This is a genomic window from Pseudomonas sp. SDO5591_S426, from assembly GCF_054070755.1.
Map to the genome: position 1 here is coordinate 1 of NZ_JBSVXD010000085.1, position 25,113 is coordinate 25,113.

Below are 25,113 nucleotides of genomic sequence, written 5' to 3' on the forward strand. Positions count from 1 at the left end.
AGCGATCTCGAAAACGCCCTCGCCGGCAAGCCGTGCCCCTACAGGGATCAAGGTGTGTACCGGTCGCGCATCGGCCCGTACATTTCCTCAGGCACAAAAAAGCCCGACTCAATGGTCGGGCTTTTTCATTCCTGAAGCTGTGCTTATTTAGCACGGCCTTTGTAGGAACCGCCTTCGCGGGTATCGATCTCGATCATGTCGCCGATTTCGATGAAGTCAGCAACCGACAGCTCGGTACCGTTCTTCAGTTTGGCAGGCTTCATCACCTTGCCGGAAGTGTCGCCGCGAGCGGAACCTTCGGTGTAGTCAACCTGACGCACGATGGTGGTCGGCAGTTCTACGGAAACCAGACGCTCTTCGAAGAAGATCGCTTCGCAAACATCGGTCATGCCTTCTTCAACGAAAGGCAGAACGGCTTCGATGTCTTCAGCGTTCAGTTCGTACATGGTGTAGTCGGTGGTGTCCATGAACGTGTAGGTGTCGCCGCTGATGAAGGACAGGGTCGCTTCTTTGCGGTCGAGGATTACGTCGTCCAGTTTGTCATCGGCGCTGTAAACGATCTCGGTCTTGTAACCGGTCAGCAGGTTTTTCAGCTTGGTCTTCATGATCGCGCTGTTACGACCCGACTTGGTGAATTCAGCTTTCTGAACCAGCCAAGGATCGTTTTCGAGACGGATCACGGTACCGGGTTTCAGTTCTTTACCAGTTTTCATTGCGAATATCCGAATTTGGATGGGATTTACAAAAATCTAGGCCGCGTATCATATCCAATTTCCATAAAACTGTACCAGCGCCGTGGCAAGATCGGCCTGCAAGGCCTGTTCCAGACACCACGTCTCGGCGTGTTTTTCCAGCTCTGGCCAGTATTTACGGGTCGATTGCCAGTGGTCGGTCATTTTCTCACCGGCGTTCCACGCCCGCCAAAGACCGCTGATCGCCTCGCTTGCAGGCGCTGAAAGGTCTTTCACATAGAGCGCGAGGAAGGCTTCAAGCTTGTCCAGATGGACGTCCTCTTCCTGCTGATAGATGTGCCAGAGCAGCGGCCGGCCCGCCCATTGGGCGCGGACAAAAGAGTCTTCACCGCGTACGGCGTTGAAATCACAACTCCACAGCAACAGGTCGTATTGATCCTGTCGGACGAACGGCAGCACTTGCACGGTCAAGGCATCGCGCACATGCAGAGCGCCGGCCTTCAGATCGCTCACGCCGAGCCAGCGCTCGACATCGCCGAGCACCCGCCCTTCCGGGACCAGCAGATGCGTAGGTGAGGAATCGCCCGCCAACACGTCCAGCCAACTGGCCAGCCCGGCATTTTCGTAGGCAAACAGTGAAATCAGCTGCGCTCCTGGCGCTCGATCAATCCCCAGGCTTTGCAGGAACGCTCGCTGCGCCTCAGGACTTTGTTGAAACTGCCGACGACGTTCCAGCAAACCGCTTTCACGCAACAAGCCGCCCGTGCCTTTCTGGAACCCTGGAAAGAAGAAGAACTTCTGCACATGCTTGTACTTCACCGACGGCAGACCGTGGCAGCCGATCACCCAGTCCTCGGCGCTCAGGTAATCGAGGTTCATCCACAGCGGCGGTTTTTCCCGTTCGGCCATGGCGTCCATGTAGGCGCTCGGCAACTGACAGGCGAACGCGGCGATCACCACATCGGCGGCTTCGGTCGGCAACCACTGCGCCGGCCACTGTCGCACCTCGACACCTTGCTGCCATTGCTGCGAAACATGGATGTCGATTTCCGGGCACATGCGCTCGAAAGCGCGCAGATCATCGACCCACAAACGCACCGCCAACCCATGCTCGGCCACCAGTTGCCGGGCCAGACGCCAGGTCACGCCGATGTCACCGTAGTTGTCGACCACGGTGCAAAAAATATCCCAGCGCCTGTTTTTTTTCATTTGAGGCATTTCAGGCATTCCAGGTTCCCGTTGGCAAAAGCCGCAATTGTCCGCATAAATTACCCCGCGCAGAAGAGCCGACGACGATTAATCTTCGTGCGACAATCGCCACTCGCCCGCGACCTACCGCCAGGAGGCAGTCATGCCCTACCGTCCCAATCCGCGTCGTCCGTTGCCGATCCAGCTCAACGCCGTGCAACTGACCGGCAGCATCGCCCTCGGTTTGTGGCTGGGGTTCATTGCCATCGCACTGACCTGCTGGCTCGCCTCGCGCCTGTTCTTCAGCGAGCAACTGGCCCCCGTGGCCCAGGCTGTGCAGCAACTGGCCAAGCCGCCGGTGATACAACAAGCGCAAGACATTCCTCCGCAGAGCCCTCTGTTCGAGCAATACGAAGAGAACCTGCGCAAGAATGAGCAGGCGCAACGGCTTGATCAGGCGCGCAGCAGCAACCGCAATCTGTCGAACGCCAAATGCCAGTTCTGGCTGCAACAGGACCAGACGGCACCGAGCGAAAAAAGTCGCGCCAACGTCCAGCAATTCTGCGATTGATCATGAATAAGCAAACCGTCCACCAATTGATTCTCGATAAACTGCGAGTCGACCTCGACATCGCCGAACGGGCCGCGCAAACCGCTTACGAAACCGCGACCCACGAAGAAAACATCGCCGAAAACAAGTACGACACGCTGGGCCTGGAAGCGTCGTATCTGGCCGCCGGGCAGGCCAGGCGCGTGGAAGAAATTCGCCAGTCGCTGACGCTTTGCCAGAACCTGGCGCTGCGTCCTTATGACGAGCAGCGTGGCATTGAAGTCGGCGCACTGCTGGGGCTGGAAGACGAAAAGGGTCGCGAGCAGTGGTTGTTTCTGGCACCTGATGCGGCGGGCCTGAAAGTCGATCTGGTCGGGCAGATGATTACCGTCATCACCCCGCGCTCACCGCTGGGCAAAAGCCTGCTGGGCAAGTTCGAAGGCGATGAGGTGGAGATTCTGGTGGCAGGCGCTCGGCAACAGTTCGCTGTCACCGAGGTCATCTAGAAAGGATTAATGGACGGGCAGTTCGACGCCGTCGAAAAGCTCTTCCAGTTCCTGCTTGTTGTGGCACTGGATGGCTTTGGCCATGACTTCGCGGGTCAGGTGCGGGGCGAATTTCTCGATGAAGTCGCACATGAAACCACGCAAGAACGTGCCGCGACGGAAGCCGATCTTGGTCACGCTGGATTCAAACAATTCGCTGGCATCAAGCACCACCAGATCGCTGTCGAGCTTGGTGTCGACGGCCATTTTCGCCACGATACCCACGCCCAGTCCCAGGCGAACATAAGTCTTGATCACGTCGGCGTCGGCGGCGGTGAACACCACTTTCGGCGTCAGGCCGCGATGGCTGAAGGCTTCGTCGAGTTTCGAACGGCCGGTGAAACCGAACACGTAAGTCACGATCGGGTATTCGGCCAGGGCTTCGAGGGTCAGCTTCGACAGCTTGGTCAGCGGGTGACCCTGCGGCACGACCACGCAGCGGTTCCAGCGGTAGCACGGCATCATCACCAGGTCGCCGAACAGCTCCAGCGCTTCGGTGGCGATGGCGAAATCCACGGTGCCGTCAGCGGCCATTTCGGCGATCTGCATCGGCGAACCCTGGTGCATGTGCAGGGCAACGTCCGGGTATTGCTTGATGAAATTGCTGATCACCGGCGGCAACGCATAACGCGCCTGGGTGTGGGTGGTTGCGATCGACAGGGTGCCTTTCTTCTCGTTGGAGAATTCCTGGGCGATCTGCTTGATGCTTTCCACCTTGCGCAGGATCTCGCCAGCGGTGGTGATGATGCGCTCGCCGGCCGGAGTGACGCGGGTCAGGTGCTTGCCGCTACGGGCGAAGACCTCGACGCCCAGTTCGTCTTCCAGCAGGCGGATCTGTTTGCTGATGCCCGGTTGCGAGGTGTAAAGGCTTTGGGCTGTAGCGGAAACGTTGAGGTCGTGGTGCGCCACTTCCCAGATGTAGCGCAGTTGTTGAAGCTTCATATGAATCCCTCAAAGCAGATAGACGCCACGGGCATCAGCGACGGTATATAACTATATTAATGGTTTGAAGAATAAATCTAGAACTTTTTTGTCGAAGTGCCACTATTCGTGTTCTAGCGATCCCCTTGGCGACGGCGTTCCACCAGCGGCACCAGATAGACCGGGACCCGAGACAACTGCAACACCCGCGCTGCGGTCCGGCCCAAAGGCGTTTCCGCGCCAGCACCATGGCTATGACTACCTACGATCAACAAATCCACGGAGAGTTTCTGCGCCTGGTCGAGAATCACCTGCGACGGATCGCCTTGCAGCACGCGCACCGCCTGAATCCGCTCCAGGTCCAACTCCCCTTCTTCCCCCAGCTCTTCACGAAAACTGTCGAGTACCCGCTGCTCGATATTGGCGATGACCGTGTTCAGTCCCTGACTGTGAAACTCGTTCAACGCCTGCTCATCGAGATAACTCTGCAGCACCGATTCCGCGAACAGCCCCATGGGTTCCACCGCATGCACCACGTACAGGTCGGCATTGAATGTCCGGGCCAATGCCAGGGCATGCTGCATCACTAAAGGTGCGTACAGGCCGAGGTCAGTGGCATAGAGCATCGAGCGAATCATATGACCTCCTCGATTGCCAACATGGCGGAGATTGATTCAGCTTAGCAGTGCCTTGGCGAGTACGACGTCCGGCGCAACACGTTGATCGGCGGGCTTAAACCTTTTGCTCGTTGCTTATGCCATGGGGCACATGACCGGTGGCGACGACTTCGCGGGCCAACTCGCAATGGCCGGCCTGGTCATCGAAAAACACATCGGCGGCGAAGGCTTCGAGAAAAGCTGATTTGGTCAGGCCACCGAGGAACAGCGATTCATCCAGGCGAATGTCCCATTCACGCAAGGTGCGGATCACGCGCTCGTGGGCCGGCGCCGAACGGGCCGTCACCAGCGCCGTGCGGATCGGGCAGGCGCCATCCGGGAACTCGCGCTGCAACAGGTTGAGCGCCGCGAGGAAACCTTTGAACGGCCCGCCACGCAACGGTTCGCGGGCGGCTTCACGCTCGCTGGCCTGAAACGCTTCCAGGCCACCGGATTGATACACGCGCTCCGATTCGTCGGAAAACAGCACCGCATCACCGTCGAATGCGATGCGCAATTCATCACTGGCGGCGCGGCTGGCACCTCCCGACAGAATGGTCGCTGCGGCAAACCCTGCGTCCAGCGCACTGCGCACGTCTTCGGCGTGGGTCGACAGAAACAGGTCGCAACCAAAGGCCTTGAGGTACGGATAAGGACTGCGTCCGCCGACGAACGCCGCGCGGGAAATCGCCAGCCCGTAGTGATCGATCGAATTGAACACCCGCAGACCGGTGTCGGCGCTGTTGCGTGAGACCAGGATCACTTCGACCCGGGCGCGTCCCAGGTGGGCATTGAGGTTCAGGAGTTTCTGCACCAAAGGGAACGCATCGCCGGGTTCGAGGATTTCGTCCTCGTGTTCGATCTGATACTGCCGATAGGCCTCGACGCCGCTGGACAAGTAGACCTTATGACTTTCGCTCAGATCGAACAGAGCGCGCGAGGAAATCGCCAGCACCAGTTTGTCGTCGATGTTCTTCGCCATGCCTTTCCCCCTCAAGTGAATCCATTTACCGGTTACGTCGATCGATAAATCCCAGACTGCGATACAAGGCCTCGATTCGCGGCAACTCGCACCCTGCCGCTTTCGCGGCCGCCAGCGGCCGGGCATAGATGGCGTCCAGTTCCAGCGGCCGTTTGTGCAGGTAATCGTGGTACATGCTCGGCCAATAGTCGGGCATTTTTTCCGTCACCATAAACAAGTGGTCGGCATAGCCTGGCGGAACGTCGTGCCCGCAAGCGATAGCGCCCTGAACCACTTCGGCCATCAACGCCTTGATCAGCTCGCGGCTGTCGGCATCGGCCATCAGCGGTGTGGTGCTCGCCCCCAGCAATACCGACAGACCGTTGTAGGGAATATTCCAGACCAGTTTTTGCCAGCGCGCCTGATGCAAGTTCGCCATGGCTTGAGAGTCGATGCCCGCAGCGCGGAACAGGCCGACGCCCTCCTCGACAATCGCTGTGCGCGTCGCTTCATCCGCTGCCGAACCGCTGTGGTAGCCGACATGCACTGCGCCGAGCGCCTGATGGGTAATCACGCCAGGACCTTCGCGGTGGACGCAGATATAGCAGAGCCCGCCGAGCACATGCAGCGAATCGGGAAGCAACTCGCGCAGGATGTCCTCGACGTCCAGGCCGTTTTGCAACAGCAGCACTTTGGCATTCGGCGCGGCGGCTTTCAGGATGGCCGGGGCCAGATCCGCGTTGCTGGTGGTTTTCGCGCCCACCAGCAGCCAGTCACAGGGCGGCATGTCTTCGGCATTCGAATACGCCTGGACCGGGTTCAGCGTCAACGCGCCGTGCGGCGCAGTGTCGACTTGCAGCCCGCGTTCGGCCACGGCAGAAAATTCGCTGCGCAACAGAAAATGCACATCGAAACCCGCACGCGCCAACATCACCCCGTAAAACCCGCCGATTGCACCGGTCCCGATAATCCCGATAGTCGGTTTGGCAACTGCCCCCATCATGGCAACTCCTCTGCTGTTCGACTCAGCGCCTGACGTATCGCCCGATTGAGCTCGGTGCCGGTCAGGCGCGAATGCAATGCCCCGAAGAACTCACCGTCGCGCACCACAAACAGCGCCGGCAAATGAAAGACCTGATAACGCTCGACCACCCCGCCATTGTTCCCGGCATCGATCCAGCACAGTCGGTCGACGGCCAGATCGAGTGCCGGCAATTGCTCACGGGCGAAACGGCAACTGGAACAGCCGACACTGGTGAAGATAACCAGAGAAACACCGTTCATCGTCAGCAGCCGTTGGTCGGCGTCGAAATCGGTCAGTTCCAATTCGACCACTATACTGGGGGAAACAATGTCAGATGGCCGACACATGGAGTCCGTGTTCATGGGACGATTTATTCCTCATCCTGACGATGTGCCTGTGGAATTAACGCTGCTCAAACCTGAGTGTATTTCGCGGCGCCAGCTGCACACTATCAGCCTCGGGGGCATGGCTTGCAATTATCACCGCGCATGGCGCCACGGCACGGCGCTGGAAGTGCGCATGCCGACGCTGAACCCCGACATGCGGTTTCTGGGCTATGTGGCCTGGTGTCTGCGACGAAAGCGAGGCTATCTGGTGGGCATTGCCTTCGTCGACGAACAGACGCTGTTCAGTGCCCGGATGGGCGAGCAGGTGTGCCAGATCGAGCGTTATTGCCGCCAGCACGACGCCCATAATGATCTGCAGGAAGTTCAGGCGCTGGCCCTTGAATGGGTTCAGGAGCACGCCGACGAGTTCTCCCACGAAACGGTTCGCAAGGCATTTGCCCAGCCTGTGGTGGATTAAACAGCTGTCAGCCCATTGTCTAGCCACGGTGTAACGCGCTAAGGTTCGGCTCCCCGATGCGCTTAATTTGCTGTGCTCCGCCGCGCGGGTTCGCTGGCGGCCGGCACCCGTGACCTGACGAGTAAACGATGGCTGATTTACCGATCAACGACCTAAACGTCGCCTCCAATGAGACGCTGATCACTCCCGACCAGCTCAAGCGTGATATCCCCCTGAGCGACGCTGCCCTGCGCACCGTCACCAAGGGCCGCGAAGTCATTCGCAACATTCTGGATGGCACCGACCACCGTCTGTTCGTGGTCATCGGGCCTTGCTCGATCCACGACATCAAGGCAGCCCACGAATACGCCGAGCGCCTGAAGGTTCTCGCCGCGGAAGTGTCCGATACCCTGTATCTGGTCATGCGCGTGTATTTCGAGAAGCCGCGCACCACCGTCGGCTGGAAAGGCTTGATCAACGACCCGTACCTGGACGACTCGTTCAAGATCCAGGACGGTCTGCACATCGGCCGTCAGCTGCTGCTGGACCTGGCCGAAATGGGCCTGCCAACCGCCACCGAAGCCCTCGACCCGATCTCCCCGCAATACTTGCAGGACCTGATCAGCTGGTCGGCCATTGGCGCGCGCACCACCGAATCCCAGACTCACCGTGAAATGGCTTCGGGCCTGTCCTCGGCCGTCGGCTTCAAGAACGGCACCGATGGCGGCCTGACCGTGGCGATCAACGCCCTGCAATCGGTTTCCAGCCCGCACCGCTTCCTGGGGATCAACCAGGAAGGTGGCGTGTCGATCGTGACCACCAAGGGCAACGCCTACGGTCACGTCGTACTGCGCGGCGGCAACGGCAAGCCGAACTACGATTCGGTCAGCGTCGCCCTGTGCGAGCAGGCGCTGAACAAGGCCAAGATCAAGCCGAACATCATGGTCGATTGCAGCCACGCCAACTCCAACAAGGACCCGGCCCTGCAACCGCTGGTGATGGAGAACGTCGCCAACCAGATCCTCGAAGGCAACCAGTCGATTATCGGCCTGATGGTCGAGAGCCACCTGAACTGGGGCTGCCAGGCCATCCCGAAAGACCTCGCCGACCTGCAATACGGCGTGTCGATCACCGATGCCTGCATCGACTGGACCGCGACCGAAAACACTTTGCGCAGCATGCATGCCAAGCTCAAGGACGTACTGCCGAAACGCGATCGCACCTGATCGCCATGCTGCGAGGATAAAAATCCGCAGACAAAAAAACGCCGGGCTGAGCCCGGCGTTTTTTTATGTGTTCTTTTTGCTGAATGTCACTGGCTCAGCTTGGCCGCATGCCGCTGGTGACGCTCCATGTAGCGCTCGACGTAGGAGCACGATGGAATGACGGTGTAGCCCATTTCCTCGGCGTATTGCAGCGCCTGCTCGGTCAACGCGGCGGCAATGCCACGACCGCGCAACGCGTTAGGCACAAACGTGCGATAGATATCCAGGGTCTGTTTCCCCAGATCCATATAAGTCAGGTAGGCACGATGACCGTCCACATTGGTCTCGAACTGATGACCAGCCTGGTCATGGTGGATGGACAACGCCTCGCTCATCACTACTCCTCGCGGGTCTTGAATTCCGACCCCTACCTTACCGATGTTTTTCCGGCGAAGGAACATCTACGCCACCCCGTGCCTGAATGGACACCGAGAAGAGCTACACCGATCTCGCGCAACCGAGCACGTACAAATAGTAGCCACCATTGACCGAAATGCTCAAGGTGCGCTCGTCATCATGCAGGTTGGAGGGTGCTGCTCCGGGATACGCAGGAACGGCTCGACAGGAGGTTTTCCAAGGTCGATAGCCTGAACATTGCCGGATGTTGAGACTTAAGACGAGCGCCCGTAGTTAAAGTCACCTGAACATGGAGAAAGATATTGAGAGGCGTCGCGCAAAATCCGAACAAAAGTGTAGACGAATCCATCTAGCCAGACTTTATCCAAGACCGCAAAAAGAGCTGTTGGCATAGGGAACTTTTCTTATCCGGCTCGCTCATCTCGGGCCTCCCAGCTGGATATTTTTTAAACAGTGCAGTTAAAAGTTGCTCGAAAAAGAATCAACGCCTACAATTTTTTTTGCTTCTTGCTTCACGTCAGTTTTACTTACTACAAGTTATGGGTAGTATGTACGCCGGCTATTTCCTCACTCTGAGGAGACAGCTACTTAATAGAAAGTCCTTGAAGGGGAACACGATGAACAACGTTCTGAAATTCTCTGCTCTGGCTCTGGCCGCAGTTCTGGCTACCGGTTGCAGCAGCGCATCGAAAGAAACCGAAGCACGTCTGACCGCTACTGAAGACGCAGCTGCTCGCTCCCAGGCTCGTGCAGACGAAGCTTACCGTAAAGCTGATGAAGCTCTGGCTGCTGCTCAAAAAGCACAACAGACTGCTGACGAAGCTAACGAGCGTGCTCTGCGCATGCTGGAAAAAGCTAGCCGCAAGTAATAGTCCTTCGGGATTGTTATCAAGCCGACCCATTTTTGGGTCGGCTTTTTTATTGCCCGGCATTTGTCGCAGGCAATAAAAAACCCGCCGACGCGGCCTGCGTCGGCGGGTTCATTTCAAACGTTATTGCAGCGGGTCGAGGGGCGCACTGGTCACCATTGGCGCAGCACCGCTCGGTACGCCGATTTCCACCGGCAGGCCGTCTTCGGCCGCGACCACATCACGCACCACATCCCAGTTCATGCGCAGGTTGTTGGTGATGTCTTCACGCTTGAGCATCGCGTTGATCACGGCAGTGTGCTTGTCGACCACCGACGGGTTGCCCTTGTCGTCCAGCGGCGTATGCGCTTCCAGGTAAACCTTGCCGCCACTCACGCCGAACTTGTACGAGTCGTTGAGAATGCGTACGGACGTCCCGACTGGCACCATGCCGGCCATTTCCAGCACGTTGTTGTTGAACATGCGGAAGCAACCGTGACTGGTGCGCATGCCGATGCCGAACTTCTTGTTCGAACCGTGGATCAGGTAGCCAGGCGTGCCCAAAGTGAACTTGAACGGCCCCAGCGGGTTGTCTGGACCTGCCGGCACCACGTTGGGCAACGGATCACCGTCAGCGGCGTGCTCGGCCTTGATCGACGCTGGAGGCGTCCAGGTCGGGTTCGGCGTCTTGGCGATGATGCTGGTGTGGGCAATTGGCGATCCCCAGCCTTCACGACCGATACCCAGCGGGAAGGTGTAGACCACGTTCCGGCCTTTCGGGAAGTAGTAGAGGCGGTATTCGGCCAGGTTGATGACGATGCCTTCACGCGGACCCGGCGGCAGGATGAAACGGGTCGGCAACACGATCTCGGTGCCGGCACCCGGCAACCACGGATCGACGCCAGGGTTGGCCGCGACCATCTCCGTGTAACCCAGGTCGTAGGTGGTGCCAAGGTCAGCGAAGGTATCTTCGTACTTGGCCTTGATCACTTGAACCTGGCCGACGATGTCTTCCCCAGGCGGTGGTAGTGGCAGCTCCAAAGCTGCAACGGGACCCGCCACGCAGAAGGCGGCAAGAGTCAGGCAGCGGGTGACGGCAGGAAAGCGCGGCAACATCCGGAAAATCCTTCGCATGATCAACAGAGGGTATAAGAACGCGATTGTACACCGCTGTCTGTTATTTCGGGGAGGTCGCCACGATTGCAGGCGATGCAAGGCGTTTTCTGCGTGGGGCACACACCCATCCCCGCGTAGCCCCTGTAGCAGCTGTCGAGCGGAGCGAGGCTGCGAGCTTTTGATCTGGTACATACGCAAAATCAGCTTGGATGTCAGGCCGTCATCGCCAGCAGGCTGGCTCCCACAGTTTGGATTGGGTACATCTAGAAGAGATTGGTCGGCTGTCAGGCCGCAATCGCGAGCAGGCTCACTCCTACAATGGATCGGCGTACACCCAAGCTTTTCACCACTCAACAGGCCGAGCGTTAGCTCGCCTGCCGCTTTTGATATTGATCCACCCGCCCCATCGGAAGGCTGAGTGGAGGCGTTTATCCGGGGAGTGGCGCGCAGCGCCGTTCGACGCAGTCGAACACGCTGCATGTAGGTCGTCGCGCAGCAGACCGGAGGGCAGTGTCCCCGGATGAATGCCGGAGCGAAGGAACACCGAGCCTTAGCGAGGGGCCGTACGTAAGGGGCGAGCGTTTTTTTGCTTACTTTTTTGAGGCGTTTGTCAAAAAAGTGAGTCGCCGTAAGGGCGAAACCCTAAGCCGCCGTTACCGCAGCAACGGATATGTACACAATCAAAACGCGATTTCAGATCAAAGCTCAAACCGCAACTCAGGCCAGATCGGCGAAGTCCCACGCTTCTGCGACTCCAGAATAGCCCGACACAACGAACACAACCGCTGATCCTGAAACACCCGCCGATCAACACTCGACCAACGCGGCTGCGCAGGCAACAGACTCCCGCACAACGTGCGATCAGCCGAACCACCCAACTCCAGCTGACGAGTCACCAGATGCACCCGCACTTCCTGGCAGGCGAACAGATCCAGCTGTTCGTCAGGCTCGATCAGTTGATAGGCAAAAAGTGACCAGGCGGGACGCGGCATCGGGGGCTCCAAATCGGGGGCGCCACCTTAGCCGAAAGCCTGCCTCTAGAAAAGCGTCATAACAGCGGTTTTAGCGTAGGCCAGACATTTTCCAGCAACTTGTCCTGAGCCCCGGCCGCCGGGTGTATGCCGTCGGCCTGCATCAGGTCCGGATGACCGCCCACGCCATCGAGAAAAAACGGTACCAGCGGGATTTTCTTCTCTTCGGCAACGTTGCTGAAGACCTCGGCAAAAGCCTTGGTGTAACGCGCGCCATAATTGGGTGGCAACTGCATGCCGAGCAACAGCACCCTGGCGCCACTGGCGCGGGAGCTGTCGATCATCGAAGCAAGATTTTGTTGCAATTGCGTTGGCAGCAATCCGCGCAGCCCGTCATTGCCGCCCAACTCGAGGATAACCAGCTCCGGCTTATGCTCTGCAAGCAGCGCCGGCAGCCGCGCCTGGCCTCCGGCACTGGTGTCGCCGCTGATGGACGCATTGACCACCTTATCGTCGAAACCTTCGCGTTTGAGCCGTTGTTCAAGCAACGACACCCACCCCAGCCGGGTATCCAGCCCGAAACCGGCGCTGATACTATCGCCAACGATCAGGACAGTACCCGCCGCTGCGTTCTGGGCCATGCACATCAAGGCCAGGCCAGCACTCAAAAACCACACACGCATCGGATTCTCCATGGGCGCAAGCATTCTCACCGCGAAGAACCTCAGCAAAGTGGTTCCCAGCGCGGAAGGTGAACTGACTATCCTGCACGAACTCAGCCTGGAACTGAACAAGGGCGACAGCCTGGCCATCGTCGGCGCGTCCGGTTCCGGCAAATCCACCCTGCTCGGCTTGCTCGCCGGCCTCGACCTGCCCAGTAGCGGCGAAGTCACCCTCGCCGGCCAGAGCCTGAGCAATCTCGATGAAGACCAACGCGCGCGCATCCGCGCCGAGCACGTGGGTTTTGTATTCCAGTCATTCCAGTTGCTCGACAGCCTCAATGCCCTGGAAAACGTCATGCTGCCGCTGGAGCTCGATGGCCGCAAAGATGCCCGTGGCCGTGCCACCGAACTGCTGCAACGGGTCGGCCTCGGTCAGCGCCTGACGCACTCGCCTCGCCAGCTCTCCGGCGGCGAACAGCAGCGCGTGGCGATTGCCCGGGCGTTTGCCGCCGAGCCCGACGTGTTGTTTGCCGATGAGCCGACCGGCAACCTCGACAGCCACACCGGCGAGCGCATCAGCGATCTGTTGTTCGAACTCAACAAGGAGCGCGGCACGACCCTGGTGCTGGTGACTCACGATGAACGCCTGGCACATCGCTGCCGGCGCCTGATCCGTCTTGAAGCCGGCCTGCTGGTCGCCCCTCTGGAGCCTTGATGGCACGTCTGCCGCTGTTGCGCCTGTTCAGTCTCGCCATCCGCCAGTTGCTGCGTGATGCCCGCGCCGGTGAATTGCGCGTGTTGTTTTTCGCGTTGCTGGTGGCCGTGGCCGCGAGTACCGCTATCGGTTATTTCGGTGCCCGCCTCAACGGCGCCATGATGCTGCGCGCCACCGAGTTTCTCGGTGCCGATCTGGTGCTTGAAGGCAGCTCACCAGCGCGAACCGAGCAGATCAGAAGCGGCACCGAGCTGGGCCTCGAACACGCGCAAGTGGTGGAGTTCTCCAGCGTTATCGCCACGGACAACGGCATCCAGTTGTCCAGCATCAAGGCCGCCGATAGCGTTTACCCGTTGCGCGGCGAACTGAAGAGCGCACCTGCACCCTTCGCCCCGGAAGAGTCCGGTGGCGGGCCGAAACCCGGCGAAGCCTGGGTCGAAGCGCGATTGCTGACCGCACTTGACCTGAAGATCGGCGACAGCATCGATGTCGGCATGAAAACCCTGACACTGGCACGCGTGCTGACCTACGAGCCGGACCGTGCCGGCAATTTCTACAGCCTGACACCACGGGTGCTGATCAACCTCAGCGATCTTGAAGCCACCGGCGTGGTGCAACCCGGCAGCAGGGTCAGTTACCGCGAACTCTGGCGCGGTAACGCCACTGCGCTCGAAACCTATCGCCAATTGATCAAACCCGGCCTCGCCGCGAACCAGCGCATTCAGGATGCCCGCGACGGCAACCGGCAGATCGGCGGTGCCCTGGGCAAGGCTGAGCGTTACTTGAACATGGCCAGTCTGGTGGCCGTGTTGCTGGCCGGGGTGGCGGTGGCGCTGTCGGCGACGCGCTTCGCCACTCGCCGCTTCGACGCCAGTGCGCTGTTGCGTTGCCTGGGCTTGTCCCGCCGGGAAACCCTGCTGCTGTTCAGTTTGCAACTGACGGTCCTCGGATTGCTCGCCAGCATCAGCGGTGCCGTCATCGGTTGGCTGGCGCAACTGGGGCTGTTTGCTCTGCTGCATGATTTGCTGCCCAGCGACGTACCACCGGGAGGCCTGTTTCCAGCCATCGCCGGGATCGGCACCGGGCTGGTGGCACTGGCCGGTTTTGCCTTGCCGCCGCTGGCGGCGCTGGGTCGGGTGCCACCGTTGCGGGTATTGCGCAGGGACTTGCTGCCGATTCCCTCCAGCACCTGGATGGTCTACGGCGCCGCGTTGGGCGCCCTCGGCCTGATCATGTGGCGCCTGAGCCTGGACCTGGTGCTGACCTTCGCCCTGCTTGGCGGCGGCGTCGTTGCCGCGCTGGTGTTGGGTGGTTTGCTGTTGCTGCTGCTCAAAAGCCTGCGGCGCATGCTCGCCCGCGCCTCCTTACCCTGGCGCCTCGGGTTGGGCCAGCTACTGCGTCATCCGCTGGCCGCTGCCGGGCAGTCACTTGCGTTCGGCCTGATCCTGCTGTCGATGGCATTGATCGCCTTGCTCCGTGGCGAATTGCTCGACACCTGGCAAAACCAGCTTCCGAAGAACGCACCCAACTATTTCGCCCTGAACATCCTGCCCGCAGACAAACAGGCCTTCGCCGACCGCCTGATGGAACTGTCGGCGCAATCGGCGCCGCTATACCCCGTGGTGCCGGGGCGACTGATCAGCATCAACGGCGAACCGGTGCAGCAAATCGTCACCAAAGAGTCGGCCGGAGACCGGGCGATCCAGCGTGACCTGAGCCTGACCTGGGCAGCGGACCTGCCGGCGGGCAACAAACTCACTGCGGGCAACTGGTGGCCGGAGCAGACACCGGATGAGATTCCCGGAGTCTCGGTGGAGGGCAAAGTCGCCGAGAGCCTGAAGCTCAAACTCGGCGACCATCTGGTCTTCACCGTCGGCGGGGCCAATCGAGAGGCGAAAGTCACCAGCCTGCGGGAGATCAACTGGGACAACTTCCAGCCGAACTTCTTCATGATTTTCCAGCCAGGCACCTTGAAGGATCTGCCGGCGACTTACCTGACCAGTTTCTATCTGGCGGCGGGTCACGATCAGCAGATTGTCGATCTGTCGCGGTCTTTCCCGGCGGTGACCATTCTGCAAGTCGAAGCGCTGCTGGCGCAGCTGCGCAGCATCCTCGCGCAGGTCTCCCTGGCGGTGGAATATGTGCTGTTGTTTGTATTGGCAGCCGGGATGGCAGTGTTGTTCTCCGGCCTGCAAGCGACGCTGGATGAACGCATCCGTCAGGGCGCGCTGCTGCGTGCGCTGGGGGCGGAGCGGCAATTGCTGGTGAAGGCGCGGCGGATCGAGTTCGGCTTGCTCGGCGCGGTCAGTGGTTTGTTGGCGGCGCTCGGCTCGGAAGTGGTGAGTCTGGTCCTGTACCGTTATGCGTTTGACCTGCCCTGGCATCCGCATCCGTGGCTATTGGTGCTGCCGCTGATCGGCGCCGTGCTGATTGGCGGCGCCGGTGTGTTTGGCACCCGACGCGCCTTGAATGCCAGCCCGCTGACAGTTCTGCGCGAGGGTTGATAAACTCAAGCGCTCTTAATCACAAGAAGTCGCCATGAGCCGTTATCGCCCTCCCCGCACCGCCGGCACCGCGCTGATCACCCCCGAAGGTGAAGCGCGGATGCGCGCCGAGTTTCACGAACTCTGGCACGTCCGCCGACCGCAAGTGACGCAGTCTGTCAGCGAAGCGGCGGCGCAAGGCGATCGTTCGGAGAACGCCGAATACACCTACGGCAAAAAGATGCTGCGCGAGATCGACAGTCGCGTGCGTTTTCTCACCAAACGCCTGGAAGCCCTGAAGGTCGTCAGCGAAAAACCCAGCGATCCGAACAAAGTCTATTTCGGCGCATGGGTCACCATCGAAGACGAAGACGGCAAAGAGTCGCGCTATCGCATCGTCGGGCCAGATGAACTGGATTTGAAGCAAGGCCTGATCAGCATCGACTCACCGCTGGCCCGCGCCCTGATCGGCAAGGCACTGGACGCCGAGGTTCGGGTGCAGACGCCTACCGGCGAGCAGTGCGTGTATATCGTGGCGATCGATTATCCCTGATCGCTTCAGCGCCGGGTAATCAGCCCTTGGCGGGCGACGCGGGTCAGTTGCCGGATCATTTCGGGAGCATCTTCAGCGCTGGGCGACTGGATCACTGCCAGGTCGAAACTGTCGCCGGCAAAGCGAGCCAGGGATTCGCCGTCTTCGACAAACTGGATCAGGAAAGCTGCCGGACCACCGGTGCGACGTGGCCAGCCATCGAGGTAGCGCAAGAGCGTCGGCTGATGTTTACCGCCAAGCAGGATTTTTGGATTGCGCTGGGTGAGATGTGCCGTGATCGGCGCGGGACGTATAACGGGGCTTAGTGCATTCATCGTGTCGTGTCTCTGCCTCAAAAGTCTGCATGGCAGGTGAGAGGCAACACCGAACCAGCGCTTTAGCGGTATTTCGAAGCCTGTTTCAAGCTTCTATCGGCAACTGGATGAGTCACCTGGCGCCCCGCAAGTAGCTGTTTAAATCGGCGCATGAGCGGCATCCTAGAGAAGCTGACCGGACAGTGTCAAGAATGACGCACAACAAAAAAGGCCTGCGCAATGCAGGCCTTTTGCTTGAGCCAGAGCGGTCAGCCAGCGATGGCACGGTCGGCCGAGAGCTTGCCGGCGCCTTCGATCAGTACCGCGATGCTGCCACCAAGCAAGGCCAGTGCGAACTCGTAGCCGTTGTTGGCCATGAACAGACCGTTGCTGATGTGCACCGAGAAAATCGCTACCAGCGAGAGGAAGGTCAGGCCCAATGCCGCCGGGCGAGCCAGCAGGCCAATGATCAATGCCAGACCGGCGAAGAACTCAGTACCGCCCGCCAGCGTCGCCATCAGGTAGCCCGGCGCCAGGCCGATGCTTTCCATGTACTGCGCGGTGCCGGCCAGACCGTAGCCACCAAATGCACCAAAGAGTTTCTGCGAACCGTGGGCAGCGAAGATGATGCCTACGAAAATTCGCAGAACAGTCAGGCCGTAGCCGGCGCGGGTAAACAGAACCTTGTTGATCAGTGTGCTCATGCTGTGTCATCCATTGTTTGTGTGTGTTGGTTGGCCGCTATATTAATCAGTAAATTTCATGTTAAAAGCGCAAAAATTCCACTTTAACAATCAGTTTATTCGATCATTTACGAAGGGCAACCTTCTGCCCCTGGGGCTCCAACGACTCCCGCTCCCGATCGAACGCCAGGTAATACTTGTTCACGCTATTAACATAGCTGACAGGTCCCATTCCCACCTGCTCCATGGCGATGCGCTCAACCTGAAAGAACCACTGATTGGGATTCAACCCGCGTCGCCGTGCCTCGGCGCGCATCCCCTGCACCCGCTCCGGGCCGATGTTGTAGGCCGCCAGCACGAACGCCATGCGCTCGCGCTCGTTGAGTTTGGGGCTGGCGAAGAACTTGCGACGAATCATCGCCAGGTACTTGGCCCCGGCCTGCACATTGGCATCGAGATCCTGAATGTTGATGACGCCGACTCGCTGCGCTGCGGAAGGCGTGATCTGCATCAGGCCGGTCGGCGCGCCGCCACTGCGCGCCTTGGGTTGCAGGCCTGACTCCTTGAACGCCAACGCCGCCAGGTTCAGCCAGTCCATGCCTTGGGCGTCGGCATGTTTTTGCAGCACCGGACGAAGCTTTTCCAGACGCTGCCGGTCAGCCTTTGCCAAGGGATAGTGCACTTGATAGAGGCGTCGATAGATGCGCAGGAAAGCGACGTCCTGGTCCGACGGTTTTTTGTAACCGGCGAGGAAACGGTCAATGCTGGCCCGCAACATCGAGGCATCACGGCGCACAAACCAAAACTCCTCGCCTGGCTCGCTGATCAGCACCTGCCGGTCGAGACGCAATTTCGGCAGGATCTTGCTCCAGCGCTCGGCAATCGGTTGTTCGACGATGGTCAGGTGAAAAATCCCGCCCTGAACCATTTCCAGCACGTCCTCGACCGCCAGGCTCGGATCGACCCACTCGATGGTCACCGGTGGCAATTTGTGCAGCGCGAGCTTTTGATTGATCTGGCTGACGGCGTCCCCGGCGGCGCTGCCGGTCGGCAGTGCCAGGGTTTTGCCCGACAGTTGTTCGAGACGGGTATAGCGCCGTTCGCCCTTGATGCCGACCAGCACCAGCGGGATGTTGCTGGCAATCGGCTCACTGGTACTGACGGCGTAACCGGCTCGCAGGTCGAGCAATTCACCCGGCGCAACCAGATCGCCCTCCCCGCGCTGCAACGCGCCGAGCAACTGATCCTTGGCCTTGGGGATGATCTTGAGGGTGATTTCCTGACCGTCACGGGCGTGACCGTTGAGGTATTGCTCGAAGGCGCGCAAACGATGGTATTCGACGCCGATGGCCTGGCCCTGGACTTCGCCGGAGCTGTTGCGGCTCTGGTTGACCAGCACTCGGAGCACGCGACTGCTGCGGATTTCCGTCAGGTCCCGGACCTTGGCGGCCGGTACGGCTTGCAGCGGTCCGGGCAGACGCGCGACCGCCGAGACCGGCAGCAGCAGCGAACAGCACAGCAGGAGCAAAACCGAGGGACGAATCATCCACTCTCCGCAAAGAATTCGGGTTGATCACATGAGTGATTTCATGAAATCACACGACAAAAACAGAGCGCCTGAGCGCTGGCAAAGTGCGGAAGACTGGCACAGTGATGGCACTCTGACCACCCCACCCAATCCCGCGGAATCAAAAGACAGCTATAACTCGTTGTAGTTCTTGGTTTTTCTTATAAATCTACAGCTCTGATATGCTTTCCGGCCTTTGGTCCGAGGTAGCACCATGCAACTCATCGATATCGGCGTCAACCTGACCAACCCCAGTTTTGCCGACAAGCATCAGGCTGTACTCGACCGCGCTTATGCCGCCGGCGTCTGCCAATTGGTGCTGACCGGCACCAACGTCGAGGGCAGCGAACAGGCGCTGGAACTGTGCCAGCAGCTGGATGAAAGCGCGCAACGGCTGTTTGCCACCGCTGGCATTCATCCCCATGCGGCCAGCGACTGGAACGCCGACAGCGCCAGTCGACTGCGCAGCCTGCTCAAGGAATCGAATGTGGTCGCCGTGGGCGAATGCGGCCTGGATTTCAACCGCGATTTCTCGCCGCGCCCGCAACAGGAAAAAGTCCTCGAAGAGCATCTGGCGCTGGCGGTAGAGTTGCAGATGCCGGTGTTCCTGCACGAGCGCGATGCCAGCCAGCGTCTGCTGGAAATACTGCGCGACTACCGCGATCAATTGCCGGCCGCCGTGGTGCACTGCTTCACCGGGGAAAAATCCGCGCTGTTCAGTTACCTCGATCTTGACCTGCACATCGGCATTACCGGCTGGATCTGCGACGAGCGCCGGGGTACTCATCTGCATCCGCTGGTGAAAGAGATCAAGCGCGGGCGCCTGATGCTCGAAAGCGATGCGCCGTACTTGCTGCCGCGCAGCCTGCGGCCGAAGCCGAAGAACGGCCGTAATGAGCCGGCGTATCTGACCGAAGTGTTGCGCGAAGTGGCGTTACATCGCGGGGAGACAGAGGAAGACCTGGCGGCGCACACGACCGCGTGTGCACGGGCATTTTATGGTTTGCCCACCATCCCCCTGTAAACACAGCTCGCACACATTGACCTGCATCAAGATCAGAATCCCTGCATAGCGGCACAATACTGGCACCTTGCCAATACTGTTTCCGCTATCAGAGAAGACCTCCATGGGTGCCTGGCTTAGCAATATCTCGTTGAAGTACAAGTTCTGGGCGGTGAATGCCGTCGCGTTCATCACCACTCTGCTGCTGGTGGTATACGCAGTGCAGCTCGAACAGCAAGCCCTGAACCAGGCAGTGCAGGCATCGGCGCAGGCTCAAGCCCGATTGCTCGGCACCTGGCCTGCCGGACAGCCGTTACCCAAAGCCGAAAACCTGCTGACGTTCAATCGCGGACAGGTTCCGGTGCTGAACGAGCAACCAGTGCCGCAACTGACCAATGCCAATGGTTGGGTCGATATAAATGCCATGCCGCTGCTGGGCAAAAACCTGCTGATAGGTGCCCAGGTATTCACTCGGGCGGACGGCCAACAGGTCGCGGTGATTGCCCATGGCCCAAGCCTGAGCCAGCTACTCAGTGAACGCTTTGCCAACTACGCGGTAGCGGTTTTCATCCTGATGCTGGCGATGCTCGGCGCTTCGCAATTGTTGATCCGCTTCCTGCTCAGCCAGCTCAACACCTTGAAAGACGTGATGCTGCACGTCGAGAAGACCGGCGATCTGTCGGCCCGCGTGCCGCTGGCGTGCCGCGACGAAGTCGGGCAGATGGCCAATGCCTTCAACGCGATGCAGGCCGGTTATCAACGGGTGGTCAACACCGTCGCCAACACCGCGCGGCAACTGGACGACGGCGCCGCTCGGCTGGCGTCGAGCATGAACGAAGTGCGTCACGGCATGCTCGGCCAGCAGAGCGAAACCGACCAGGCCGCCACCGCCATCAACGAAATGACCGCCACGGTCTACCACATCGCCCAACACGCCGGCGCCACCCGTGACCTCTCGCAATCGGCCGATACCCTCGCCGGCAGCGGGCAGGCAGTGGTCATGCGTGTACAGAAGTCGATTGCCGGGCTGTCCACCGGTGTGCAGCAGACCGCCGAGATGATTCAGCGTCTGGCCGAGGACAGTCAGAAGATCAACGGCGTGGTCAATGTGATTCACAGCATTGCCGAGCAGACCAACCTCCTGGCGCTGAACGCCGCCATTGAAGCGGCCCGGGCCGGTGAAATGGGTCGTGGTTTTGCCGTGGTCGCCGATGAAGTGCGCAACCTGGCCAAGCGTGTGCAAACCTCGACGGATGAAATCACGGTGATGGTTTCGGCGTTGCAGGCCGGAACGCGGGATGCCGTGGACTTCATGCAGGAGAGCTCGTTCAAGGCCGACGATTGCGTGCAACAGGCACAAGAGGCTGGCGCAGCGCTGATGGAAATCACCGGGGCGGTGGCGCAGATGCGTGAAAGCAACACGCAGATCGCGGTGGCAGCCGAGCAGCAAAGCCAGGTCGCAGAAGAAATGAACCGCGCAGTGGTGAGCATCCGCGACGTCACCGAGAACACGGTGCAGCAGACGGTCAGCTCGGCGACCACCAGTAATGAGCTGGCGGCATTGGCCGGGGAGTTGAGCAAGGCGATCGGTCAACTCAAACTCTAACGGTCGGCGGCTGGTTACACCAAAGACCTGCGACACCCTGCCGCTCCGCGACCTTGGTCGACACTGACTAACCCGGGCGGTCGTGCGAGACTGTCTGTCCGGGCGGGAGGCCCGGGTGTCTTTGGTTGCCTGGAGTTCCCATGTCGCTGTCCAGCGGGCTGATTGCCGCCGTCGCTCTGGCCTATATGGCCATCATGTTCGCCATCGCCTTTTATGGTGACCGTCGCAGCGCGCCGTTGCCGCCGCGGGTGCGTGCCTGGGTGTATAGCCTGTCGCTGGCGGTGTACTGCACCAGTTGGACATTCTTTGGTGCGGTGGGCCAGGCGGCCGAACAGCTGTGGTCATTCCTGCCGATCTACCTCGGGCCGATCCTGCTGCTGATCGGTGCGCCGTGGGTCCTGCAAAAAATGGTGATGATCAGCAAGCAGGAGAACATCACCTCCATCGCTGACTTCATCGCCGCGCGCTATGGCAAATCCCAGTCGCTGGCGGTGGTGGTGGCGCTGATCTGCCTGGTTGGCGTGCTGCCCTACATTGCCCTGCAACTGAAGGGCATCGTGCTTGGCGTGAACCTGCTGATCGGTGCCGGCGCCGACGCCATGGGGGTTCGCGCGCAAGACACGGCATTGATCGTGTCGCTGGTGCTGGCGCTGTTCACCATCGTCTTCGGTACGCGCAACCTCGACGCCACGGAACACCACCGCGGCATGGTGCTGGCGATTGCGTTCGAATCGTTGGTGAAGCTGTTCGCGTTCCTGGCGGTCGGCGCGTTCGTGACCTTCGGGCTGTATGACGGTTTCGATGATCTGTTCAATCAGGCGATGCTCGCCCCGCGTCTCGAGGAATACTGGAAAGAAACCATCAACTGGCCGTCGATGGTGGTGCAGACCGGTGTGGCGATGATGGCGATCATCTGCCTGCCGCGACAGTTCCACGTAACCGTCGTCGAGAACATCGACCCGCAGGACCTGCGTCTGGCCAAATGGGTGTTCCCGGCCTACCTCGCGTTGGCGGCGTTGTTCGTCGTACCGATCGCGCTGGCGGGCCAGATGTTGCTGCCAAGCTCCGTGCTGCCGGACTCCTTCGTCATCAGCCTGCCGTTGGCCCAGGCTCATCCGGCTCTCGCGCTGCTGGCGTTTATCGGCGGTGCTTCGGCGGCCACCGGCATGGTGATCGTGGCCAGCGTGGCGCTGTCGACCATGGTGTCCAACGACATGCTGTTGCCGTGGCTGCTGCGCCGCAACAATGCCGAGCGCCCGTTCGAAGTATTCCGCCAATGGATGCTCTCGGTGCGCCGCGTGAGCATCGTGGTCATTCTGCTTCTGGCCTACGTCGCCTATCGACTGTTGGGTTCGACCGCCAGCCTTGCAACCATCGGCCAGATCGCCTTCGCCGCCGTGACCCAACTGGCACCGGCCATGCTGGGCGCGCTGTACTGGAAACAGGCCAACCGTCGCGGCGTCTTTGCCGGCCTCGCCGCCGGGACGTTCCTGTGGTTTTACACGCTGATCCTGCCGATCGCCGCCCACAGCCTCGGCATGTCCCTGAACAGTTTTCCGGGCTTGGCCTGGCTGCACAGCAACCCGCTGAACCTGCCGATCACCCCGCTGACCCAAGGCGTGGTCCTGTCCCTGGCCGGTAACTTCACGTTGTTCGCCTGGGTCTCGGTGCTGTCGCGCACACGGGTCTCTGAACACTGGCAGGCCGGTCGTTTCATCGGCCAGGAAATCAGTGCCCGGCCCAGCGCGCGCTCGATGCTCGCGGTACAAATCGACGATCTGCTGCAACTCGCGGCCCGCTTCGTCGGCGAGGAACGCGCCCGTCAGAGTTTCATTCGCTTTGCCTACCGTCAGGGCAAAGGCTTCAACCCGAGCCAGAACGCCGACGGTGAATGGATCGCTCACACCGAACGTTTGCTGGCCGGTGTACTGGGGGCTTCGTCGACCCGCGCGGTGGTTAAAGCCGCCATCGAAGGCCGGGAAATGCAACTTGAGGACGTGGTGCGCATTGCCGACGAAGCCTCGGAAGTTCTGCAATTCAACCGTGCGCTGCTGCAAGGGGCGATCGAGAACATCACCCAGGGCATCAGCGTGGTCGACCAGTCGCTGAAACTGGTGGCCTGGAACCGTCGCTATCTGGAACTGTTCAATTACCCGGACGGTTTGATCAGCGTTGGCCGGCCGATCGCCGACATCATTCGCCACAATGCCGAGCGTGGCTTGTGCGGCCCCGGCGAAGCCGAAGTGCATGTCGCCCGACGCCTGCACTGGATGCGTCAGGGCCGGGCGCACACGTCCGAGCGTTTGTTCCCTAATGGCCGGGTGATCGAGCTGATCGGCAACCCGATGCCCGGCGGCGGCTTCGTCATGAGCTTCACCGACATTACCCCGTTCCGCGAGGCCGAACAGGCGCTGACCGAAGCCAACGAGGGCCTGGAACAACGGGTGGCCGAGCGCACCCACGAACTGTCGCAACTCAATGTGGCCCTGACCGAAGCCAAGGGCACCGCCGAAGCGGCGAACCAGTCGAAGACCCGATTCCTGGCGGCCGTCAGCCATGACTTGATGCAACCGTTGAACGCCGCACGACTGTTTTCCGCCGCCCTCACCCACCAGGACGATGGCTTGTCCGGCGAGGCGCAAAAACTGATCCACCACCTGGACAGTTCACTGCGTTCGGCCGAAGACTTGATCAGCGATTTGCTGGACATTTCCCGCCTGGAAAACGGCAAGATCAACCCGGATCCCAAACCCTTCGCGCTCAACGAGTTGTTCGCCCCCCTCGGAGCCGAATTCAAGGCACTGGCGCGGGATCAGGGGCTGGAGTTCCGCGTCAGGAGCAGCACGCTGCGCATCGACAGCGACATCAAACTGTTGCGCCGGATCCTGCAAAACTTCCTCACCAACGCCTTCCGCTACGCCAAAGGCCCGGTGCTGCTGGGGGTTCGCCGACGCAAGGGCGAGTTGTGCCTGGAAGTCTGGGACCGCGGGCCGGGCATTCCGGAAGACAAGCAGCAGGTGATTTTCGAAGAGTTCAAACGCCTCGACAGCCATCAGACTCGCGCCGAAAAAGGCCTGGGATTGGGCCTGGCGATTGCCGATGGGCTGTGCCGAGTGCTGGGGCACACCCTGCTCGTACGTTCCTGGCCGGGACGCGGCAGCGTGTTCAGCGTCAGGGTTCCGCTGGCCCGGGCGCAAACCGCGTTGCCAACCAAGGCGGCCGAACTCAATGGCAAATTGCTCAACGGCGCGCAGGTGCTGTGCATCGACAATGAAGACAGCATTCTGATCGGCATGAACAGCTTGCTGACCCGCTGGGGTTGTCAGGTCTGGACCGCGCGCAATCGCGAAGAATGCATGGCGCTGCTCAGTGACGGCGTGCGTCCGCAATTGGCCTTGGTGGATTTCCACCTCGACGACGGCGAAACCGGAACCGAGCTGATGGCCTGGTTGCGCACCCGACTGGGCGAACCGGTACCGGGCGTGGTGATCAGCGCCGATGGGCGGCCGGAAACGATGGCCCAGGTGCATGCGGCGGGGCTGGATTACTTGGCCAAACCGGTGAAACCGGCGGCGTTGCGGGCGTTGTTGAGCCGGCATTTGCCGTTGTAAGGGATTCGCTGGACGGAGGCGCCTTCAAAAAAGATCGCAGCCTTCGGCAGCTCCTACGAG

General features: G+C 60.3%; 25 protein-coding genes. 11 read left to right on the forward strand and 14 right to left on the reverse strand.

Translation table 11 applies throughout. The features are described from left to right. Positions 1-143: 143 nt before the first annotated feature. Positions 144-713 (reverse strand): elongation factor P, encoded by a 570-nt coding sequence (locus ACW9JC_RS17255; RefSeq protein WP_007943632.1) that lies wholly within the window; start codon positions 711-713, stop codon positions 144-146. 48 nt (positions 714-761) lie between these two features. Further along, positions 762-1,919, reverse strand: coding sequence for an elongation factor P maturation arginine rhamnosyltransferase EarP (gene earP / locus ACW9JC_RS17260; protein WP_457456348.1), 1,158 nt, complete (start codon positions 1,917-1,919; stop codon positions 762-764). Between the two features lie 124 nt (positions 1,920-2,043). On the opposite strand from earP, the gene ACW9JC_RS17265 reads away from it, so the two are divergent. Together ACW9JC_RS17265 and ACW9JC_RS17270 are read left to right on the forward strand one after the other, a co-directional pair. Continuing rightward, on the forward strand, positions 2,044-2,451 hold the full coding sequence (locus ACW9JC_RS17265) for a hypothetical protein (RefSeq protein WP_457456350.1): 408 nt from the start codon (positions 2,044-2,046) through the stop codon (positions 2,449-2,451). 2 nt (positions 2,452-2,453) lie between these two features. Further along, entirely contained in the window at positions 2,454-2,936 is a 483-nt protein-coding gene (locus ACW9JC_RS17270) for a GreA/GreB family elongation factor (RefSeq protein WP_416129900.1), read from the forward strand. 6 nt (positions 2,937-2,942) lie between these two features. On the opposite strand, the gene cysB is transcribed toward ACW9JC_RS17270, so the two are convergent. The 5 genes from cysB to ACW9JC_RS17295 form a co-directional block, all read right to left on the reverse strand. Then, on the reverse strand, positions 2,943-3,917 hold the full coding sequence (gene cysB, locus ACW9JC_RS17275) for an HTH-type transcriptional regulator CysB (RefSeq protein WP_008049066.1): 975 nt from the start codon (positions 3,915-3,917) through the stop codon (positions 2,943-2,945). A gap of 113 nt (positions 3,918-4,030) precedes the next feature. Further along, entirely contained in the window at positions 4,031-4,534 is a 504-nt protein-coding gene (locus ACW9JC_RS17280) for a universal stress protein (protein ID WP_338582267.1), read from the reverse strand. 94 nt (positions 4,535-4,628) lie between these two features. Next, on the reverse strand, positions 4,629-5,534 hold the full coding sequence (locus ACW9JC_RS17285) for a 5'-nucleotidase (protein ID WP_416129902.1): 906 nt from the start codon (positions 5,532-5,534) through the stop codon (positions 4,629-4,631). 25 nt (positions 5,535-5,559) lie between these two features. After that, positions 5,560-6,516 carry a putative 2-dehydropantoate 2-reductase gene (locus tag ACW9JC_RS17290; protein WP_457456353.1) on the reverse strand — a complete coding sequence of 319 codons (957 nt, stop codon included), beginning with the start codon at positions 6,514-6,516 and terminating at the stop codon, positions 5,560-5,562. Continuing rightward, the gene (locus tag ACW9JC_RS17295) at positions 6,513-6,899 is read right to left on the reverse strand and encodes a thioredoxin family protein (protein WP_416129904.1); all 387 of its coding nucleotides are present in this window, start codon (positions 6,897-6,899) and stop codon (positions 6,513-6,515) included. Before ACW9JC_RS17295 ends, ACW9JC_RS17290 begins: the two co-directional genes overlap by 4 nt. Between ACW9JC_RS17295 and ACW9JC_RS17300 the strand changes: the two genes are divergently transcribed. Together ACW9JC_RS17300 and ACW9JC_RS17305 are read left to right on the forward strand one after the other, a co-directional pair. Further along, positions 6,898-7,341 carry a PilZ domain-containing protein gene (locus tag ACW9JC_RS17300; protein WP_338582271.1) on the forward strand — a complete coding sequence of 148 codons (444 nt, stop codon included), beginning with the start codon at positions 6,898-6,900 and terminating at the stop codon, positions 7,339-7,341. The two genes, ACW9JC_RS17295 and ACW9JC_RS17300, sit on opposite strands and share 2 nt — an antisense overlap. Before the next feature lie 128 nt (positions 7,342-7,469). Further along, on the forward strand, positions 7,470-8,546 hold the full coding sequence (locus tag ACW9JC_RS17305; protein WP_095196788.1) for a 3-deoxy-7-phosphoheptulonate synthase: 1,077 nt from the start codon (positions 7,470-7,472) through the stop codon (positions 8,544-8,546). Positions 8,547-8,632: 86 nt separating this feature from the next. Here the strand turns inward: ACW9JC_RS17305 and ACW9JC_RS17310 are convergent, their stop codons facing one another. Further along, positions 8,633-8,920: a GNAT family N-acetyltransferase gene (locus ACW9JC_RS17310; RefSeq protein WP_020800382.1), complete on the reverse strand. Its 288-nt coding sequence runs from the start codon at positions 8,918-8,920 to the stop codon at positions 8,633-8,635. Positions 8,921-9,559: 639 nt separating this feature from the next. Here ACW9JC_RS17310 and oprI point away from each other — a divergent pair. Then, positions 9,560-9,811, forward strand: coding sequence for an outer membrane lipoprotei OprI (oprI, locus tag ACW9JC_RS17315; RefSeq protein WP_003183784.1), 252 nt, complete (start codon positions 9,560-9,562; stop codon positions 9,809-9,811). 123 nt (positions 9,812-9,934) lie between these two features. Here oprI and ACW9JC_RS17320 read toward each other — a convergent pair whose 3' ends face one another. The 3 genes from ACW9JC_RS17320 to ACW9JC_RS17330 all read right to left on the reverse strand — a co-directional run bounded on the left by ACW9JC_RS17320 (position 9,935) and on the right by ACW9JC_RS17330 (position 12,560). After that, on the reverse strand, positions 9,935-10,906 hold the full coding sequence (locus tag ACW9JC_RS17320; protein ID WP_338582273.1) for a L,D-transpeptidase family protein: 972 nt from the start codon (positions 10,904-10,906) through the stop codon (positions 9,935-9,937). A gap of 698 nt (positions 10,907-11,604) precedes the next feature. Next, positions 11,605-11,898 carry a hypothetical protein gene (locus ACW9JC_RS17325; RefSeq protein ID WP_003226812.1) on the reverse strand — a complete coding sequence of 98 codons (294 nt, stop codon included), beginning with the start codon at positions 11,896-11,898 and terminating at the stop codon, positions 11,605-11,607. 56 nt (positions 11,899-11,954) lie between these two features. Further along, positions 11,955-12,560, reverse strand: coding sequence for an arylesterase (locus ACW9JC_RS17330; protein WP_457456356.1), 606 nt, complete (start codon positions 12,558-12,560; stop codon positions 11,955-11,957). Between the two features lie 10 nt (positions 12,561-12,570). On the opposite strand from ACW9JC_RS17330, the gene ACW9JC_RS17335 reads away from it, so the two are divergent. From ACW9JC_RS17335 to greB, 3 genes are read left to right on the forward strand one after another with little or no spacing between them, the layout of a single operon-like run. Beyond that, positions 12,571-13,254 carry an ABC transporter ATP-binding protein gene (locus ACW9JC_RS17335; protein WP_338582275.1) on the forward strand — a complete coding sequence of 228 codons (684 nt, stop codon included), beginning with the start codon at positions 12,571-12,573 and terminating at the stop codon, positions 13,252-13,254. After that, a complete protein-coding gene (locus tag ACW9JC_RS17340; RefSeq protein ID WP_457456358.1) occupies positions 13,254-15,758 on the forward strand; it encodes an ABC transporter permease in 2,505 nt (834 codons plus the stop codon). The genes ACW9JC_RS17335 and ACW9JC_RS17340 overlap by 1 nt, the downstream gene beginning before the upstream one ends. A 34-nt stretch (positions 15,759-15,792) precedes the next feature. After that, positions 15,793-16,290, forward strand: a complete 498-nt coding sequence (greB, locus tag ACW9JC_RS17345; protein ID WP_034150173.1) for a transcription elongation factor GreB — start codon at positions 15,793-15,795, stop codon at positions 16,288-16,290. Positions 16,291-16,295: 5 nt separating this feature from the next. On the opposite strand, the gene ACW9JC_RS17350 is transcribed toward greB, so the two are convergent. The 3 genes from ACW9JC_RS17350 to ACW9JC_RS17360 all read right to left on the reverse strand — a co-directional run bounded on the left by ACW9JC_RS17350 (position 16,296) and on the right by ACW9JC_RS17360 (position 18,812). Continuing rightward, the gene (locus ACW9JC_RS17350) at positions 16,296-16,604 is read right to left on the reverse strand and encodes a class I SAM-dependent methyltransferase (RefSeq protein WP_338582277.1); all 309 of its coding nucleotides are present in this window, start codon (positions 16,602-16,604) and stop codon (positions 16,296-16,298) included. Positions 16,605-16,852: 248 nt separating this feature from the next. After that, positions 16,853-17,287 (reverse strand): DoxX family protein, encoded by a 435-nt coding sequence (locus tag ACW9JC_RS17355; RefSeq protein ID WP_338582278.1) that lies wholly within the window; start codon positions 17,285-17,287, stop codon positions 16,853-16,855. A 103-nt stretch (positions 17,288-17,390) separates the two neighbouring features. Beyond that, positions 17,391-18,812, reverse strand: coding sequence for a transglycosylase SLT domain-containing protein (locus ACW9JC_RS17360; protein ID WP_457456362.1), 1,422 nt, complete (start codon positions 18,810-18,812; stop codon positions 17,391-17,393). A gap of 235 nt (positions 18,813-19,047) precedes the next feature. Here ACW9JC_RS17360 and ACW9JC_RS17365 point away from each other — a divergent pair, with 235 nt between their 5' ends. The 3 genes from ACW9JC_RS17365 (at position 19,048) to ACW9JC_RS17375 (ending at position 25,053) form a co-directional block, all read left to right on the forward strand. Further along, positions 19,048-19,857 (forward strand): TatD family hydrolase, encoded by an 810-nt coding sequence (locus ACW9JC_RS17365; RefSeq protein ID WP_457456364.1) that lies wholly within the window; start codon positions 19,048-19,050, stop codon positions 19,855-19,857. Positions 19,858-19,960: 103 nt separating this feature from the next. Beyond that, positions 19,961-21,442 (forward strand): methyl-accepting chemotaxis protein, encoded by a 1,482-nt coding sequence (locus ACW9JC_RS17370; protein WP_457456366.1) that lies wholly within the window; start codon positions 19,961-19,963, stop codon positions 21,440-21,442. A 140-nt stretch (positions 21,443-21,582) separates the two neighbouring features. After that, positions 21,583-25,053: a hybrid sensor histidine kinase/response regulator gene (locus ACW9JC_RS17375; RefSeq protein WP_338582282.1), complete on the forward strand. Its 3,471-nt coding sequence runs from the start codon at positions 21,583-21,585 to the stop codon at positions 25,051-25,053. Positions 25,054-25,113 lie beyond the last annotated feature (60 nt).